The organism is Burkholderia sp. SJZ089 (assembly GCF_007828315.1).
Taxonomy (GTDB): Bacteria; Pseudomonadota; Gammaproteobacteria; order Burkholderiales; family Burkholderiaceae; genus Burkholderia; species Burkholderia gladioli.
This window is the reverse complement of record NZ_VIUM01000006.1, coordinates 47,595-64,056: the sequence shown is the minus strand read 5'-3', so window position 1 is coordinate 64,056 and position 16,462 is coordinate 47,595. Positions and strand designations below refer to the sequence as shown.

16 protein-coding genes are annotated in these 16,462 nt (G+C 68.4%); 5 read left to right on the top strand and 11 right to left on the bottom strand.

Annotation, left to right across the window (positions count from 1 at the left end; all coding sequences use genetic code 11):
• Positions 1-115: 115 nt before the first annotated feature.
• The 7 genes from acpP to FB600_RS12745 form a co-directional block, all read right to left on the bottom strand.
• Entirely contained in the window at positions 116-355 is a 240-nt protein-coding gene (gene acpP, locus FB600_RS12775) for an acyl carrier protein (RefSeq protein ID WP_012735022.1), read from the bottom strand.
• 145 nt (positions 356-500) lie between these two features.
• The gene (gene fabG / locus FB600_RS12770; RefSeq protein WP_096749493.1) at positions 501-1,250 is read right to left on the bottom strand and encodes a 3-oxoacyl-ACP reductase FabG; all 750 of its coding nucleotides are present in this window, start codon (positions 1,248-1,250) and stop codon (positions 501-503) included.
• Between the two features lie 60 nt (positions 1,251-1,310).
• Positions 1,311-2,243 carry an ACP S-malonyltransferase gene (gene fabD / locus FB600_RS12765; RefSeq protein WP_096749494.1) on the bottom strand — a complete coding sequence of 311 codons (933 nt, stop codon included), beginning with the start codon at positions 2,241-2,243 and terminating at the stop codon, positions 1,311-1,313.
• Between the two features lie 67 nt (positions 2,244-2,310).
• Positions 2,311-3,300, bottom strand: coding sequence for a beta-ketoacyl-ACP synthase III (locus tag FB600_RS12760; protein WP_096749495.1), 990 nt, complete (start codon positions 3,298-3,300; stop codon positions 2,311-2,313).
• Positions 3,301-4,407 (bottom strand): phosphate acyltransferase PlsX, encoded by a 1,107-nt coding sequence (gene plsX / locus FB600_RS12755; RefSeq protein WP_096749496.1) that lies wholly within the window; start codon positions 4,405-4,407, stop codon positions 3,301-3,303. It abuts the gene before it with no gap.
• 135 nt (positions 4,408-4,542) lie between these two features.
• Positions 4,543-4,722, bottom strand: a complete 180-nt coding sequence (gene rpmF / locus FB600_RS12750; protein ID WP_010105341.1) for a 50S ribosomal protein L32 — start codon at positions 4,720-4,722, stop codon at positions 4,543-4,545.
• A gap of 99 nt (positions 4,723-4,821) precedes the next feature.
• Positions 4,822-5,484, bottom strand: a complete 663-nt coding sequence (locus FB600_RS12745) for a DUF177 domain-containing protein (RefSeq protein WP_105819861.1) — start codon at positions 5,482-5,484, stop codon at positions 4,822-4,824.
• A gap of 270 nt (positions 5,485-5,754) precedes the next feature.
• Between FB600_RS12745 and FB600_RS12740 the strand changes: the two genes are divergently transcribed.
• Both FB600_RS12740 and FB600_RS12735 read left to right on the top strand, forming a co-directional pair.
• Entirely contained in the window at positions 5,755-6,378 is a 624-nt protein-coding gene (locus tag FB600_RS12740; protein WP_096749498.1) for a Maf-like protein, read from the top strand.
• The gene (locus FB600_RS12735) at positions 6,375-7,097 is read left to right on the top strand and encodes an SAM-dependent methyltransferase (protein ID WP_013697070.1); all 723 of its coding nucleotides are present in this window, start codon (positions 6,375-6,377) and stop codon (positions 7,095-7,097) included. The genes FB600_RS12740 and FB600_RS12735 overlap by 4 nt, the downstream gene beginning before the upstream one ends.
• Before the next feature lie 61 nt (positions 7,098-7,158).
• Here FB600_RS12735 and FB600_RS12730 read toward each other — a convergent pair whose 3' ends face one another.
• The 4 genes from FB600_RS12730 to FB600_RS12715 are packed head-to-tail and all read right to left on the bottom strand — an operon-like array spanning position 7,159 to position 10,253.
• Positions 7,159-8,175 (bottom strand): S49 family peptidase, encoded by a 1,017-nt coding sequence (locus FB600_RS12730; RefSeq protein ID WP_096749499.1) that lies wholly within the window; start codon positions 8,173-8,175, stop codon positions 7,159-7,161.
• A 31-nt stretch (positions 8,176-8,206) separates the two neighbouring features.
• Positions 8,207-8,587 carry a Rieske (2Fe-2S) protein gene (locus FB600_RS12725; RefSeq protein WP_096749500.1) on the bottom strand — a complete coding sequence of 127 codons (381 nt, stop codon included), beginning with the start codon at positions 8,585-8,587 and terminating at the stop codon, positions 8,207-8,209.
• Positions 8,584-9,243, bottom strand: coding sequence for an HAD-IA family hydrolase (locus FB600_RS12720; RefSeq protein WP_096749501.1), 660 nt, complete (start codon positions 9,241-9,243; stop codon positions 8,584-8,586). Before FB600_RS12720 ends, FB600_RS12725 begins: the two co-directional genes overlap by 4 nt.
• Positions 9,244-9,248: 5 nt before the next feature.
• Positions 9,249-10,253: an RluA family pseudouridine synthase gene (locus FB600_RS12715; protein ID WP_096749502.1), complete on the bottom strand. Its 1,005-nt coding sequence runs from the start codon at positions 10,251-10,253 to the stop codon at positions 9,249-9,251.
• A 720-nt stretch (positions 10,254-10,973) separates the two neighbouring features.
• Between FB600_RS12715 and FB600_RS12705 the strand changes: the two genes are divergently transcribed.
• The 3 genes from FB600_RS12705 to mobA all read left to right on the top strand — a co-directional run bounded on the left by FB600_RS12705 (position 10,974) and on the right by mobA (position 16,356).
• On the top strand, positions 10,974-14,318 hold the full coding sequence (locus FB600_RS12705) for an Rne/Rng family ribonuclease (protein WP_145756943.1): 3,345 nt from the start codon (positions 10,974-10,976) through the stop codon (positions 14,316-14,318).
• Between the two features lie 253 nt (positions 14,319-14,571).
• Positions 14,572-15,684, top strand: a complete 1,113-nt coding sequence (moaA, locus tag FB600_RS12700) for a GTP 3',8-cyclase MoaA (protein ID WP_145756944.1) — start codon at positions 14,572-14,574, stop codon at positions 15,682-15,684.
• Positions 15,685-15,720: 36 nt separating this feature from the next.
• Complete coding sequence (mobA, locus tag FB600_RS12695) at positions 15,721-16,356, top strand: molybdenum cofactor guanylyltransferase MobA (protein WP_096749504.1); 636 nt, start codon at positions 15,721-15,723, stop codon at positions 16,354-16,356.
• The last annotated feature ends 106 nt before the right edge of the window (positions 16,357-16,462 follow it).

Genomic DNA, 16,462 nt, shown 5'->3' with positions numbered 1-16,462 from the left:
GCAGGTACCAGCCCTGCGAGCCCTGTGGCTGTTAGCGCGGCCGGCAACGAGGCCGGCGGCGAGATCTGGCGCCCACGCAGCGTTCCGAAAAACGTTGCTGACGGCGTGCCGGGTCTTAGGCCTTGACGTTCGCGCGAGCGTAGTCGATCGCTTGCTGAACGGTCGTGATCTTCTCGGCCTCTTCGTCCGGGATTTCCATGCCGAACTCGTCTTCGAGCGCCATGACCAGCTCGACCGTGTCGAGCGAGTCGGCGCCGAGGTCGTTCACGAACGAGGCTTCGTTCTTGATTTCGCCTTCGGCGACGCCCAGTTGCTCGGCGACGATCTTCTTGACACGTTGTTCGATGTTGTCCATTACCCCTCCGAGGGAAAGTTCAGATTTACAAGTGCGCGCATTTTATCAGGTTTGATGCCGCCAAAAATGCGCGCCGGCGTTGCGGTTCGAGAGGCGCTCGAGGCGCCTCCATCCGACGTACGGCGCGGATGGTAAACGAATTCCGTTACGACATGTACATGCCGCCGTTCACATGCAGCGTCGTGCCAGTGATATACCCGGCAAGCGGCGAGGCGAGGAACGCGACGGCGTGAGCGATATCGTCGGTGCTGCCGAGGCGCCCGAGCGGAATCTGGGTTTTCAGCGCGGCCTGTTGTTCCTCGGGCAGCGACTTGGTCATGTCGGTGTCGATGAAGCCGGGGGCCACGCAGTTGACGGTGATGCCGCGGCTGCCGATCTCGCGCGCCAGCGCGCGGGTGAGGCCCGCCACGCCTGCCTTGGCGGCCGCGTAGTTGGCCTGGCCCGGATTGCCGAGCGAGCCGACCACCGAGGTGATGTTGATGATGCGCCCGCCGCGGGCCTTCATCATCGGGCGCAGCACGCCGCGCGAGAGACGGAACACCGACTTCAGGTTGGTGTCGATCACCGCGTCCCAGTCGTCGTCCTTCATGCGCATCGCGAGCTGATCCTGCGTGATGCCGGCGTTATTGACGAGGATGTCGAGACGGCCGAATTCCTTGACGGTCGAATCGATCAGCGCCTCGGCCGAGGCCGCGTCGTTGACGTCGAGCACCGCGCCGCGGCCGGCCAGGCCGGCTTCGGCCAGCGCCGCGCCGATGCCCTGGGCACCCACCTCGCTGGTCGCCGTGCCGATCACCGTGGCGCCCTGGCGCGCGAGTTCGAGCGCGATCGCCCGGCCGATGCCGCGCGAGGCGCCGGTCACGATCGCCACCTGTTTGTCGAGAGTCTTGTCCATGTTGGTCCGTGAGTCGGATGAATCGTGGCTCGCCGCGGCGCCGAGGCACCGCGCGGCCGCTCAGGCCGTGACGAGCTTGAGCACGTCGTCGAGCGTGGCCGGGTCGTACACGGCCGCGCCCGCCAGTTCGCCGTCGATGCGCTTGGTCAGGCCGGTGAGCACCTTGCCCGGGCCGCATTCGACCAGTTGCGTGACGCCGGTGCCGGCGATATGACGCACGCATTCGACCCAGCGCACCGGGCCGGCGGCCTGGCGAACCAGCGCGTCCTTGATCGCGGCGGGGTCCGACACGACCGCCACGTCGATGTTGTTGACCACCGGGATGCGCGGCGCGTCGATCGTGACCGTCGCCAGGTAGTCGCGCAGTTGATCGGAAGCCGGCTTGAGCAGAGAGGAATGGAACGGCGCCGACACCGGCAGCGGCAGCGCGCGCTTGGCACCCTTCGCTTTGGCGATCTCGCAGGCCTTCTCGACCGCGGCCTTGGCGCCGGCGATCACCACCTGCGCGGGCGCATTGAAGTTGACCGCCTCGACCACGCCGGCCGCCGCGGCTTCCGCGCAGACCGCGCGCACCGTGTCGTCGTCCAGGCCGAGGATCGCGGCCATGCCGCCCTCGCCGACCGGCACCGCGTTCTGCATCGCCTGGGCGCGGAATCGCACCAGCGGCACCGCATCGCGGAAGGCCAGCGCGCCGGCTGCCACCAGCGCCGTGTATTCGCCCAGGCTGTGGCCCGCGACGATCGACGGCGCCGGGCCGCCCGCCTCTTGCCAGGCGCGATAGCAGGCATAGGCGGCGGTCAGCATCACCGGCTGCGTGTTGGTGGTCAGGTTGAGTTCTTCGCCCGGACCCTCGGCGATCAGCTTGCCGAGATCCTGGCCCAGTGCATCGGACGCCTCCTGCACGGTCTCGCGCACCACGGCGAGCTCGGCGAATGCGTTGAGCATGCCGACCGCCTGCGAACCCTGCCCGGGGAAAACAAATGCGAATTTCATCTCGTCCTCTTGTGAAACGTTCAGACGGCGCGCCGATCGGGCGCGCCTGTCGGCAAGGCGCGGCCGCTCAGAAGCGGAATACCGCCGCACCCCACGTGAAGCCGCCGCCGACGCCTTCGATCAGCACGGTCTGGCCGCGCTGGATGCGGCCATCGCGCACCGCCACGTCGAGCGCGAGCGGGATCGAGGCGGCCGAGGTGTTGCCGTGCTCGCCGACGGTGACGACCATGCGCTCCTGCGGCAGCCCGAGCTTGCGGCAGGTGCTGGTCATGATACGGATATTGGCCTGGTGCGGAATCAGCCAATCGACCTGGTCGGCCGCGAGGCCGGCCTTCTCCAGCGCCTCGACAGCGACCTTCTCCAGCACGTTCACGGCGAGCTTGAACACCGCCTGGCCGTCCATGTGCAGGAAGGCGCTGCCCGCGATCACGCCGCCGTTGACATTGCCCGGCGTGCAGAGGATGTGCGAGTAGCTGCCGTCGGCATGCAGCGCGCTGCCCAGGATGCCGGGCGCCTCGGAGGCCGACAGCACCACCGCGCCGGCGCCGTCGCCGAACAGCACGCAAGTGGTCCGATCCTTGAAATCGAGGATGCGCGAGAAGGTTTCCGCCCCGATCACCAGCGCGTTGCGATGCTGGCCGCTGCGGATGAAGCTGTCGGCCGTGGCGATCGCGTAGGCGAAGCCCGAGCAGACCGCCTGCACGTCGAACGCGGCGCCGCCGTTGCGGATGCCGAGCTTATTCTGCAGCAGGCAGGCAGTGCTGGGGAAAACGAAATCAGGGGTGGACGTGGCGACAATGATCAGATCGATCGACTGCGGATCGATGTCGGCCGCCTCGATGGCGCGCTGCGCGGCGATCAGCGCGAGATCGCTGGTGGTCACGTCGGGATCGGCGAAATGGCGCGCATGGATGCCGGTGCGCGCCACGATCCATTCGTCGCTGGTTTCGATGCCGTCCTTCGCGAGACGCTCGGCGAGCGCCTGGTTCGTGACTCGGTTGGGCGGCAGGTAGCTGCCCGTGCCGAGCACGCGGGAATAGAGAGTCGATTGGGCCATTTAAGCTTTAGAGGATAAAGCGGCGGAAGGCTCGGCCTGCTGGCCTGCAGACGGACCTGCCTGACCGGCACCGCCCGCGTCGTGACCGCTTTCGCCAAGCGGCATCGCGTTTTCCGCCATGGCCCGGGAAAGGCGCTCCAGCACGCCATTTTTGACCGCATCATACCCGCGTTTGATAGCCCACTCAAACGCGTAGGCATCGGCCGAACCGTGGCTCTTGATCACCAGGCTGCGCAGGCCCAGCAAGGCCGCGCCGTTGTACTGGCGGTGATCGACGCGACGCTTGAAGCGCAGCAGCACCGGCAGCGCGAGCACGGCCATCAGCTTGCTCATCAGCGAGCGGCTGAACTCTTCCTTGATGATGTTGGCGAGCATCTGCGCCAGGCCTTCCGAGGTCTTGAGCGCGACATTGCCGACAAAGCCGTCGCAGACGATCACGTCCACGGTGCCCTTGTAGATGTCGTCGCCTTCGACGTTGCCGCGGAAGTTGAGCGTGCTGGCGCGCAGCAGCTCGCCGGCGCGCTTGATTGTTTCATTGCCCTTGATCATCTCCTCGCCGATGTTGAGCAGGCCGATCGTCGGACGATCCTTGCCCTCCAGGGCCGCGACCAGCGCATGCCCCATTTCGGCGAACTGCAGCAGATGCTGAGGCTCGCAATCGACGTTGGCGCCGAGGTCGAGCATCATCGTGTAGCCAGTCGGATTCGGCAGCGCGAACGCGATCGCCGGCCGCTCGATGCCGGGCAGCGTCTTGAGCACGTAGCGCGACACGGCCATCAGGGCGCCGGTGTTGCCGGCCGAGACGCAGGCCTGCGCCTCGCCGTCCTTGACGTGGTTCAGCGCGACGCGCATCGAGGAATCTTTCTTCCGGCGCAGCGCGACCTCGACGGAATCGTCCATCGCGACGACTTCCGTGGCCGGAACAATCGACAACGAGGGATCGTCGAGCGCCTTGAGTTTCTTGAGCTGGGCGCGGATCGCGGTATCGATGCCGACCAGCATCAGGTGCGCATCGGGATGCGCACGCACAAACTTGACTGCCGCGGGAACGGTCACGGACGGGCCGTGGTCGCCTCCCATGCAATCGATCGTGAGCTTTACTGTCATGGAGTGCGACGAATTTCAGGCACAAAAAAGCGGCAGTTGAATGCCGCCTTCTTGTTGAGCCAGGAAAGTGTCAAGCGAACCGGTCGTCACGCTGGATGAGCCCGAAAGCATGCGGGCGAGCGCGACGAAACGTGCTTAGTCGTTCTTCGTCTTGACGACTTTCTTGCCGCGATAGTAGCCGTTCGGGCTGATGTGGTGACGCATATGCACTTCACCCGTGCTCGGCTCGACGGCCAGCGGGGTGGTCGTCAGGAAATCGTGCGAACGGTGCATGCCGCGCTTGGACGGCGACTTCTTGTTTTGCTGAACTGCCATGACTAACTCCTAAAAATTTTCCGGATTCTAACACAGCCCGATCCGGCGCCATCCTACCCGGGCACTGCCGCCCGACGCCTTCCCGTGCTCCAACCTACCTCAGTGTTTCTTGTCGCCGTCCCGCTTGAGCGCCTCGAGCGCCGCGAACGGGTTGGGGCGCGCTTCGCCGCTTGCTTCACCGCCCGCCTCGTCGCCGGCCGACTCCTCGGCTTCATCGAAGGCCTCGGCATCGGCGGCGGGACCACTGACCCCCGATGTCAGGCTTTCGTGGACCGAGGGACAGACCTCGTGCTTCGGTACCAGCGGCAGCGAGAGCAACAACTCCTCTTCGATCAAGTCGACGAGATCGAACTGGCGCGAGCCCACGATCACATCGACTTCATCGTTCTCGTCGAGGGGAATCGCTTCCGCTTCCTCCTCGGTCGCGACGATCCGATACACCATGTCGATATCGAAGGCCTGCTGGTACGGCGTCATGCAGCGCTGGCATTCGAGCCACGCGGCGCCGTGCAGCGCGAGCCGCAGATACGGCTGCTGACCTTCGCTCCCGTCATCCTGCAATTCGGACTGGGTCGACCCTTCCGCCTGCCACGTGAACGTCGCGTCGCGATCTGGCGCGTCGGCCGGCACTTCGTTTAACATGCGCGGCAGTTGCGAGAGCCGCACCGCGCCTGCCGATTGCCGGGCACTGCGGGCGAATTCGAACAGGTCGACCAGATGCGGATCCAGCGATACCGCAGGTTTGCCAGAAGAAGGATTCATGTGCGCTCCTGCGTGTGATTCAGCACCCGGTTCCACTACCCGGCATTACCCGGTTTTCGCCGCGCCGGCCGCCAGTACCGGGCCGTCGAGCCCCGTGCGCCGGGATGAAGCCCCGGCCTGCCGGCCTTCAAGGGTCTTGCGGGCCTTTCGACGAACCATCGGCGTCGCTGCCGATGAAAAGCGCAAAACTATATCCGTTTTATCTTTTCGAGTCAATTACTTAACCGGCGGCGTCGCGCCGAGCCGCGACGCCCCTCCCGACATCCCGCCATGACCACGTTTTCCCGTCCGCCCAGGCTGATCCTGGCGTCCAGTTCCCGCTATCGGCGCGAGTTGCTCGAGCGCCTGCGGCTCGCCTTCGAGGTCGTCACGCCCGATCTCGACGAAACCCCGCTGGCCGGCGAATCGCCGGCCGACACCGCGCTGCGCCTGGCCGCAGCGAAGGCGCGCGCGGTCGCGGCCCGGTTCGAAGCCCCCGAGGGCGCCGTGGTGATCGGCTCCGACCAGGTCGCGACCTTCGACGGCCGCCAGGTCGGCAAGCCCGGCACCCACCAGCGCGCGCTCGAGCAGTTGCAGGCGATGCGCGGCCGCGAGGTCGAATTCCACAGCGCGCTGTGCGTCTACGACAGCCGCAGCGACCTTGCCCAGGTCGAGGACGTGGTCACGCGCGTGCGGTTCCGCTCCCTGTCCGACGCCGACCTGGAAGCCTACCTGCGCGCCGAAACGCCTTACGACGTGGCCGGCAGCGCGAAGTCCGAGGGGCTCGGCATCGCCCTGCTGGAGGCGATCGACTCGAACGATCCGACCGCGCTGGTCGGCCTGCCGCTGATCGCGCTCACCCGCATGCTGGCCGAGGCCGGCATCTCGCCGTTCGCCACGGAGGCACGCGCATGAAGGCCGGCACGCTCTACCTGATCCCCAATACGCTCGGCGAGGGCGAGGCCGCCATGCTGGCGGCCGTGCTGCCGGCCGCCGTGCAGGCCCGCGCCGCCTCGCTCGGCTACTACATCGGCGAAAACGCCAAGACCACGCGCGCCTTCCTGAAGAAGGTCGGCACCGAACGGCCGATCCAGGAGATCGAGATCCGCGAGCTGAACGTGAAGACGCCGTCGGGCGAGATCGACCGACTGCTGGCGCCGATCCTGGCCGGCGCCGACGGCGGACTGGTATCCGAGGCGGGCTGCCCGGCGGTGGCCGATCCGGGCGCCCTGCTGGTGCGCCGCGCCCACGAGCGCGGCGTGAAGGTGGTGCCGCTGGTGGGCCCGAGCTCGATCCTGCTGGCGCTGATGGCCTCCGGCCTGAACGGCCAGACCTTCGCCTTCCACGGCTACCTGCCGGTGGACCCGGCGGCCCGCGCCAAGCGCCTGCGTGAGCTGGAGCAGCAGTCGCGCAAGGCCCGCGAGACGGAAATCTTCATCGAGACGCCGTATCGCAACCAGGCCATGCTGGAGACGCTGGTGGCGACCTGCGCGCCGTCCACGCTGATCTGCGTGGCGGCCGACCTGACGCTCGAGACCGAGACCATCCTCAGTCGCAGCGCGGCCGACTGGAAAAAGGCGCCGGCGCCGAACCTGCAGAAGCGCCCGGCGATCTTCCTGTTGCTGGCCAACTGAGGCCGGCAACGCGGACCAGGGAGGGAAATGAAAAACGGGGCGCCGCTGGCGCCCCGCTCGCTCAGTGCAGCCTGACCCCGTTTTCCGACAAGGCCGACTTCACCGCGCCGCCGCCGATTGCCGCGCCGAAGCGCCGCGCCACGCGGTTGCTGAGGCTTTCCTTGACCGTGTAGTCGACGATGTCGGGCGCCTTCAGCACGTCGCGCGCCACCGTGTCGGTGGTGCCGAAACCGTCGGCCAGCCCCAGCTCGACGCTCTTCGCGCCGGTCCAGAACAGCCCCGAGAAGATCTCCGGCGACTCGTGCAGGCGCTTGCCGCGGCCGTCCTTGACGGCCTGGATGAACTGCGCGTGGATCTCGTCGAGCATGGCCTGCGCGTGCTCGTCCATCTTCGGCGTTTCCGGCGAGAAGGGATCGAAGAAACCCTTGTTCTCGCCCGAGGTATGCAGCCGACGCTGGACGCCGAGCTTGTCCATCAGCCCGGTGAAGCCGAAACCGTCCATCAGCACGCCGATCGAACCGACGATGCTGGCCTGGTTCACGTAGATCTTGTCGGCCGCCGAGGCGATGTAGTAGCCACCCGAGGCACACATGTCGCTGACCACCACGTAGAGCGGCTTGGACGGGTACTTCTTGCGCAGCCGGCGGATCTCGTCGTAGACGATACCGGCCTGCACCGGGCTGCCGCCCGGGCTGTTGATGCGCAGCACCACGCCCACCGTGCCGGAATCCTCGAAGGCATCGTCGAGCGCGGAGTTGATGTCCTCGGCATTGGCATTGGTGCCGGCCGCGATCTCGCCGTCGATCGTCACCAGCGCCGTGTGGCGGCTGCTCGAGAGCTTGCCGTCGCCGGAGAAATCGAAGATCGCGAACACCAGCACCACGAACACGATCAGCCAGAGGAAGCGGAAGGCGATCCGCCAGCGGCGCGCGGCGCGCTGCTCGACGATCGCCGCCATCGCGATCCGCTCGAGCGCGGCGCGCTCCCAGTTGGGTTCGCGGCCGGCTTGCGGCGCGGCCGGCGGGTTCGACTCGCGCTCGGCGCCGGTTGAATCGGGAGAAGTCGGTTGGTCGGACATGCGAAGGCCAGTGAGGAGGAGGAGAAACGGATCAGGCCGCCTGCGGGACCAGGTCCGCGTCGGGCAGCCAGTAGACGGCGCGGCCGTCCGGCGTGTCGCGCTCGTCCACCTCGACGGCGCGCAGGCGCGCGCCGCGGCACGGGCCGCCGACGCACTTGCCGGTATCGGGCGCGTAGATCGCGCCGTGCGTCGCGCACATCAGGTAGAGGCCGGAGGATTCGAAGAACTGGCCCTCGTTCCAGTCCAGTTCCATCGGCACGTGGGCGCAACGGTTCAGGTAGCCGTAGGCACGGCCGTCGTAGCGCACGAAGAACACCACCACATCCTCGCCGCGCAGCCTGGCCGCGCGGCGGATGCCGGCGCCGCCGTCGACCAGCGCCTCGGCGGCGCAGACGAACACCGGCTCGCTCATGCGTGCTCGCGCAGCCAGCCGGCCAGCGCCTCCACGTCGGCGGCGATGTAGCGCGGCTCCAGCGTGGCCAGCGATTCGGACGAATGCGCGCCGTAGGCCACGCCCACGCCGGCCGCGCCGGCGCTGGCCGCCATCTGCAGGTCGTGGGTGGTGTCGCCGATCATCACGGTGCGCGCCAGATTCTGCCCCAGTTCGCGGCTCAGCTCGTGGAGCATGGCCGGATGCGGCTTGGAGAAGGTTTCGTCGGCGCAGCGCGTGCCGTCGAAAAAGCGCGTCAGCTTGGTTTCGTCGAGCGCGCGATTCAGGCCGACGCGCCCCTTGCCGGTAGCCACCGCCAGCAGGTAGCCGGTATCGCGCAGCTCCTCGAGCATCTCGCGCACGCCGGCGAACAGCTCGATCAGTTGGTCTTTCACCAGGTAATGGAAGCGGTAGCGCTCGGCGAGCTTGGCGTAGTCGGCGGGATCGAGCGAGGGCGCGGCGATCGCCAGCGCGTCGCGCAAGCCCAGGCCGATCACGTAGCGCGAGGCCTCGTCGGAGGGCGTGGGCAGGCCGAGGTCGCGGCAGGCCGCCTGGATGCTGCGCGCGATGTGCGCGGTCGAATCCATCAGCGTGCCGTCCCAGTCGAAAACGATCAGGTCAAATTGCTGTCGGGCCATGCGGTTCACGCGCCGGACGCGCGCAGTTCGTTGAGTTGATCGAGGAAGCGCCGGCATTCGTCGGGCAGCGGCGCGTCGAACTGCAGCGTCTCGCCCGACAGCGGATGCGCGAGCTTCAGGCGATACGCGTGCAGGAACATCCGTTTCAGCGACGGGCGCGCGTTCGCGCGGGCCAGCGCCTTGTTCAGGGCGAAATCGCCGTACTTCGCGTCACCGACGATCGGCAGCCCGAGATGTGCCAAGTGTACGCGTATCTGATGGGTCCGACCCGTTTTGAGTTCCGCTTCCAGGAATGCGTAGTCGCTCCAGCGGTCGATCAGGTTGAAGACGGTATGCGAGGGCAGCCCGTCGTCCTGGACCCGCACACGGCGCTCGCCGTCGGGGGTCGAGTACTTGAACAGCGGCACCTTGACGGCGCGCCGGCGGCCCCAGTCGGCGGCCCACTCGCCATGCACGGCGGCGTAGTAGCGCTTGTCCATCCGGTTGTCGCGGATCTGCTCGTGCAGCCCGACCAGGGCCGAGCGCTTCTTGGCGATCATCAGGATGCCCGAGGTCTCGCGGTCGAGGCGGTGCACCAGTTCCAGGAAGCGCGCCTCGGGCCGGGCCTCGCGCAATTGCTCGATGACGCCGAACGACACTCCGCTGCCGCCGTGCACGGCCACGCCGGCGGGCTTGTTGATGACCAGCATCGCCTCGTCCTCGAACACCACCGCGAATTCGGCGGCCGGCACCGGCACGGACTCGCGCGAGGAATCCGCGGCGGCGATCCGGATCGGCGGGATGCGCACCACGTCGCCATAGGCGAGCCGGTACTGGGCATCGATCCGCCCCTTGTTCACACGGACTTCGCCGCTGCGCAGGATGCGATAGATGTGACTTTTTGGCACGCCCTTGCAGACGCGCAGGAGGAAATTGTCGATGCGTTGACCGGCGGCTTCCTCGCCGACCTCGACCATGGAAACCTGACCGCTTGCGACCGTTTTCTGAGAAATTTTGCCTAACTCATTCATACTGAATATAATTTTGCCCAGCATACCGCTGCGGGCGGCCGGATCGGCCAGGTTCGGGCGGATTGCATGAGGCGCAAGCGCAAACCGCTATTTTACTTGCGCCGGGGGGCTGCTGCTCACCCCTGCACAAAAGAGAGGCAGCAAGTTGCACGCACGGCACTCGCGCCGGCAAGGATCGCGCCCACAGGCGGATTCGGTCGGCGGCATGCCGCGGTAACGGAAAGTTGGACAAAAAGAATTCAATTGGCAGCGGCGGTACGGCACGAGGTGTGCCGCCCACGCTGTCGGTTGCGAATATGACGGCGTGCGCCCGGCACGGTTTCGCGAAACGTGCGAAGCCGGAGGCGACGTCAAACCAAGGTAGAACACCCCAGGCGGGAAAGTCGGGCTGGATTCGATACTCCCCGCTGCGGCCAGGCCGCAGCACATGCCACTCAGCGACGTCGCGCGCATCCTGCGCCGCGCGCTGCGGCATTGCCCGGTAACAGGCTTAGCGCGCCGCACGGCGCGCGGAGTGAACCATCCGTGCTTTGAAGCCGCGTTCGCAGGTGCCCATGGCAGCCGGCCGGTCGTATCGGTCCGCGCCTCTTCAGGCAATTCTCCCGCCAGCCTTCCCGCTCCAGCGTGCTTGTGACAACACAACAAGGCGCGGCCTGCCTTCGTCCGCGTTCCGCCTGACAAGCGGGACGCGCCGCCGGTAGGGCCGCCTGGAGTCGTTCAATGAAACGCATGCTGTTCAATGCGACACAGCAGGAAGAACTGCGTGTCGCCATCGTCGATGGGCAGAAACTCATCGACATCGATATCGAAACCGCCGGCCGCGAACAGCGCAAAGGCAATATCTACAAGGGCGTGGTCACCCGCATCGAGCCCTCGCTCGAAGCCTGCTTCGTCAACTACGGCGAAGACCGCCACGGCTTCCTGCCGTTCAAGGAAGTCGCCCGCCAATACTTCCGCGACGGCGTCGACATGCGCTCCGCGCGCATCCAGGATGCGCTGCGCGAGGGCCAGGAACTGATCGTCCAGGTCGAGAAGGAAGAGCGCGGCAACAAGGGCGCCGCCCTGACCACCTTCATCTCGCTGGCCGGCCGCTACCTGGTGCTGATGCCGAACAACCCGCGCGGCGGCGGCGTGTCGCGCCGTATCGAGGGCGACGAGCGCCAGGAACTGCGCGAGACCATGGCGCAGCTCGAGATCCCGGAAGGCATGAGCATGATCGCCCGCACTGCGGGCATCGGCCGCAGCGCCGAGGAACTCCAGTGGGACCTGAACTACCTGCTGCAGCTCTGGCACGCCATCGAGGCCGCCTCGAAGAGCGGCCACAACGGCCAGCCGATGCTGATCTACCTGGAATCGAGCCTGGTGATCCGCGCGATCCGGGACTATTTCCAGCCCGACATCGGCGAAATCCTCATCGACACCACCGAGATCCACGATCAGGCGCGAGCCTTCATGGACATCGTGATGCCCGACAATGTCGGCAAGGTGAAGCGCTACCACGACGACGTTCCCCTGTTCTCGCGTTTCCAGATCGAGCACCAGATCGAGACGGCCTACTCGCGCACGGTGCCGCTGCCCTCGGGCGGCGCGATCGTGATCGATCACACCGAGGCGCTGGTCGCGATCGACGTGAACTCGGCGCGCGCCACCAAGGGCGCCGACATCGAGGAAACCGCCACCCGCACCAACCTGGAAGCCGCCGACGAGGTGGCGCGCCAGTTGCGCCTGCGCGACCTGGGCGGCCTGATCGTGATCGATTTCATCGACATGGAATCGGCCAAGAGCCAGCGCGAGGTCGAGCAGCGCCTGAAGGACGCGCTCAAGCATGACCGCGCCCGCGTGCAGATGGGCAAGATCTCGCGCTTCGGCCTGATGGAGCTGTCGCGCCAGCGCCTGCGCCCGGCCCTCTCCGAAGGCAGCCACGTGACCTGCCCGCGCTGCAACGGCACCGGCCACATCCGCGATACGGAATCCTCGGCGCTGCAGGTGCTGCGGATCATCCAGGAAGAGGCGATGAAGGAGAACACCGCGGCGATCCATTGCCAGGTGCCGGTCGAAGTCACCGCATTCCTGCTGAACGAAAAGCGCCAGGAAATCAACAAGATCGAGTCGCGCTTCAAGGTCGGCATCGTGCTGATCCCGAACAAGCACCTCGATACGCCGCATTACAAGCTCGAGCGCCTGCGTCACGACGACGCCCGTCTCGACGATCCGCGCGCCTCCTGGAAGATGGCCGAGGAAGCCGCCCGCGAGCTCGAATCGGAAACCGGTTACAGCAAGCGCGCCGCCGACGCGAAGCCGAAGCAGGAGGCAGCCGTCAAGGGCATCACGCCGGCCAGCCCGGCACCGAGCGCGGCACCGCCGCGCGAGGCGGCACCCGCCCCGGTGGCCGCACCGGCTCCGGTGGCCGCGGCGCCTGCCGCCGGTGGCCTGTTCGGCTGGCTCAAGCGCCTGCTCGGCGGTGCGCCGGCCACGCCGGCTCCAGCGCCGGAACCGGTCAAGGAAGCCGCCTCGACGGCCCGCCCGGCCCGTGGCGAGAAGTCCGAGCGCGGTGAGCGCGGCGGCGATCGCAATCGCAACAACGGCAATCGCCGCGGCGGCCAGCAGGCCGGCGCGCGCGACGCGCAAGCCGCCGTCGCCGGCGCTCGCCAGCCGCAGCCGCCGCGTGGCGAGCGCGAAGGCAAGGAAGCGCGGGAGCCGCGTGAGAACCGCGAAGGACGTGGCAACCGCGAACCGCGCGAGGCACGCGAGGGTCGCGAAGGCCGCGAACTTCGGGAAGCCCGCGAGCCGCGCGAGAACCGCGAAGGCCGCGAGCCGCGCGAACGCGACAACCGCGAGCCGCGGGAAGCGCGGGAAGCGCGGGAAGGCCGCGAGGCACGTGAAGGTCGCGAGCCGCGCGAGCGCGCCGTGACGGCAGAAGGCACGGTGGAAGCGCCGCGCCAGGAACGTCGCGAACGCGGCGAGCGCGGTGAACGCCGCAAGGCCGTGCCGCACGCCGCCACGCTGGAAACCGTCAATCGTGGTGAAAACCATGCCGAAACGGCCGAGGACGCCGAACTGCTGGCGCCGGGCGCCGAGCAGGCCGGCACCGACGCGGAAGCCGGTGCGCGTGACGGCGAGGAACGCCGCCGTCGCCGCCGCGGCCGTCGTGGTGGCCGTCGCGATCGCGAGGAAGGCGCCGGCACCACGCCGGAAGGCGTGGAAGGTGCGGAAGGCGTCGACCATGAGGCCGCCGCAACGGCCGATCATGGCGCGGACGCCCCGGTCGTGGCAGCCGTCGCCACGGTGACCGCCGCTACCGCCGCGGTGGCCGTCGAAGCGGTCGCCGCGCATGCCGAGGCGTCGACGCAAGCCGTCGCCCCGAGCGCAGCGGAAACGGCGCCGGAAGCTCCGGCCGCCGAAGCGGCACCGGCAGCCCCGGTCGCCACGCCGGTGGTCGAGCCCGTGGCCCATGTCGCCCCGGCAGCCGAACCGGTCGTGATCGCCACGCCGGCTCCGGTCGAAGCGCCGCAGGCCGCCGAATCGGCACCGGTGGCAAGCGAACCGGCTCCGGTCGAAGCCGCCCCGGCAGTCGAGCCCGTGGCGTATGCCGCGCCGGTCCAGGTCGAGGCCAGCCCGGCCGAAGCCGAACCGGTGCCGATCCAGGAAGCCGCACCGGCGGTCGAACCCGCGCCGGCAGTCGAGCCGGCACCGGTCGCCGAAACGGCGCCTGCCGCCGCGGTGGAACCGGCCCCGGCTCCGGTCGTCGAACCCGCGCCGGTCGCGGTGGAAGCGACTCCGGCCGCGACCGCCGAGCCGCAAGCGGCAGTCGAGCCCGAGCAGGCCAAGCCGGTCCCGGTGCCGCAGGCACTGGCCGCAGCCCCGGCTCCGGCTGCGGCCGGCGTCGAAGCCGCACTCGATGCAGCCGGCCTGATCTGGGTGAACACGGATGCCGACAAGCTCCGCGCCGCCCAGGAAGCCGCCGCCCGGGTCGTGCCGCAGGCACGTGCCCCGCGTGAGCGCAAGGCCCTGCCGCCGGTCGATTCGACGCCGATGCAACAGGTCGAAACCCGCTCGCAGCACTGAGCGAGCGTCTCGCGCCAGGCAGCACCGGGCTTCGTCCCGCGCCGAAACCCGCCCTCCCGAGGGCGGGTTTTTTCATGGCGCGGGCTTTCCGGCACCCCATCCCTGCCGGTGGCGGCCGGTACAGCCTCGGCCGACCCTCCCGCACAGTGCGCGTCTGTGCTCTTTTTCTACGGGTTTCCGTGCGCCGGCCCGATCGGCGTCTTGTCGTTAAAATAGACGCCTGTCCGTCCCCATGAACCCGAACCGCCCCGCCATGTCCCGACGCATCATCCCGGTCACCGATGTCAGCGGCATCCCGGACCTGTCCGGCGCCCTGCTCGCGCCGAGCGGCACGCTGCGCGATACCTTCTCGCGCCCGCTGCGGGACCTGCGCATCTCGGTCACCGACCGCTGCAACTTCCGCTGCGTCTACTGCATGCCGCGCGAGGTATTCGACAAGGACTATCCGTTCCTGCCCCACAGCGCGCTGCTCTCGCTCGAGGAGCTCGAGCGCACGGCGCGCATCTTCGTCGCGCATGGCGTCGAGAAGATCCGCATCACCGGCGGCGAGCCGCTGCTGCGCAAGAACCTGGAATTCCTGATCGAGCGGCTGGCGCGGATGGAAACCGTCAACGGCCGCCCGCTCGACCTGACCCTGACCACCAACGGCTCGCTGCTGGCGCGCAAGGCGCGCAGCCTGCGCGATGCCGGCCTGACGCGCGTCACGGTCAGCCTCGACGCGCTCGACGACACCCTGTTCCGCCGCATGAACGATGCCGATTTCGCCAGCGCCGACGTGCTGGAAGGCATCTTCGCCGCGCAGGACGCCGGGCTCGCGCCGCTCAAGGTCAACATGGTGGTCAAGCGCGGCACCAACGACGCCGAGATCGTGCCGATGGCGCGCCGCTTCCGGAACACCGGCGTGGTGCTGCGCTTCATCGAATACATGGATGTCGGCACCTCGAACGGCTGGAACATGACCGACGTGCTGCCCTCGGCCGAGGTGCTGGCGCGAATCGACGCGCAGTTCCCGCTGCTGCCGCTCGAGGCCCACGCGCCGGGCGAGACCGCGCAGCGCTGGGCCTATGCCGACGGCGGCGGCGAGATCGGCCTGATTTCGAGCGTGACGCGCGCGTTCTGCGGCGAATGCACGCGCGCGCGCCTGTCGACCGAGGGCAAGCTCTACCTGTGCCTGTTCGGCAACCAGGGGCACGACCTGCGCGCCCTGCTGCGCAACGGCGCCTCCGACGCGCAGATCGCCAGCGCCGTGGCGCGGATCTGGCAGGCCCGCGACGACCGCTATTCGCAACTGCGCGGCACCGCGCAGGCCGAGGCGCAAGCCGCCGACGGCGCGCGCCGGGTCGAGATGTCCTACATCGGCGGCTGAGCCTCGCGCCGCTTCCACGCTCGAAAGCCCGCTCCCTTGAACCTCCCCGATCACGCCACGCCGCCCGCGCACGCGAGGCTGACCGGCCTGCTGCTGGCCGGCGGCCAGGGCTCGCGAATGGGCGGCGTCGACAAGGGCCTGCAGCCGCTGCACGGCGAGCCGCTCGCGCTGCACGTGCTGCGCCGGCTCGCGCCGCAGGTCGGCGCGATGGTGATCAGCGCGAACCGCCATCTCGATCGCTACGCCGAGCTCGGCCAGCCCTATCGCGCCCAGGTGGTGGCCGACGCCCGGCCCGGCTTCGAGGGCCCGCTGGCCGGGCTGCTGGCCGGCCTGCGCGCGGCACCCACGCCGCTGGTGCTGAGTTCGCCCTGCGACACGCCATTCCTGGCAGCGGATCTCGCCGAGCGCCTCCAGGCCGCGCGCGAGGCGCAGGCCGCCGAGATCGCGGTGGCGGTATCGGTCGACGCGCAGGGCCAGCGCCATCCACAGCCGACCTTCGCCCTGGTGCCTCGCGCCCTGGCCGAGGATCTGGAGGCCGCGCTGGCCGCCGGCGAACGGCGCGTGCGCGCGTGGTACGCACGCCACAAGACCGTCGAAGTGCCATTTCATGACGAGCGCGCGTTTTACAATGCCAATTCTTTGCAGGAATTGACCCGCCTAGAACGGGACTGAGGCCGGCGCGGCCAGACCGCCCGCCGCCCATCGCCGCCCAGGCCTTGCGCCGATGCGGCAGCCGTCGCACCGGCGCGACTCCGATCCGCCTAGCGGCGCCTCTTCA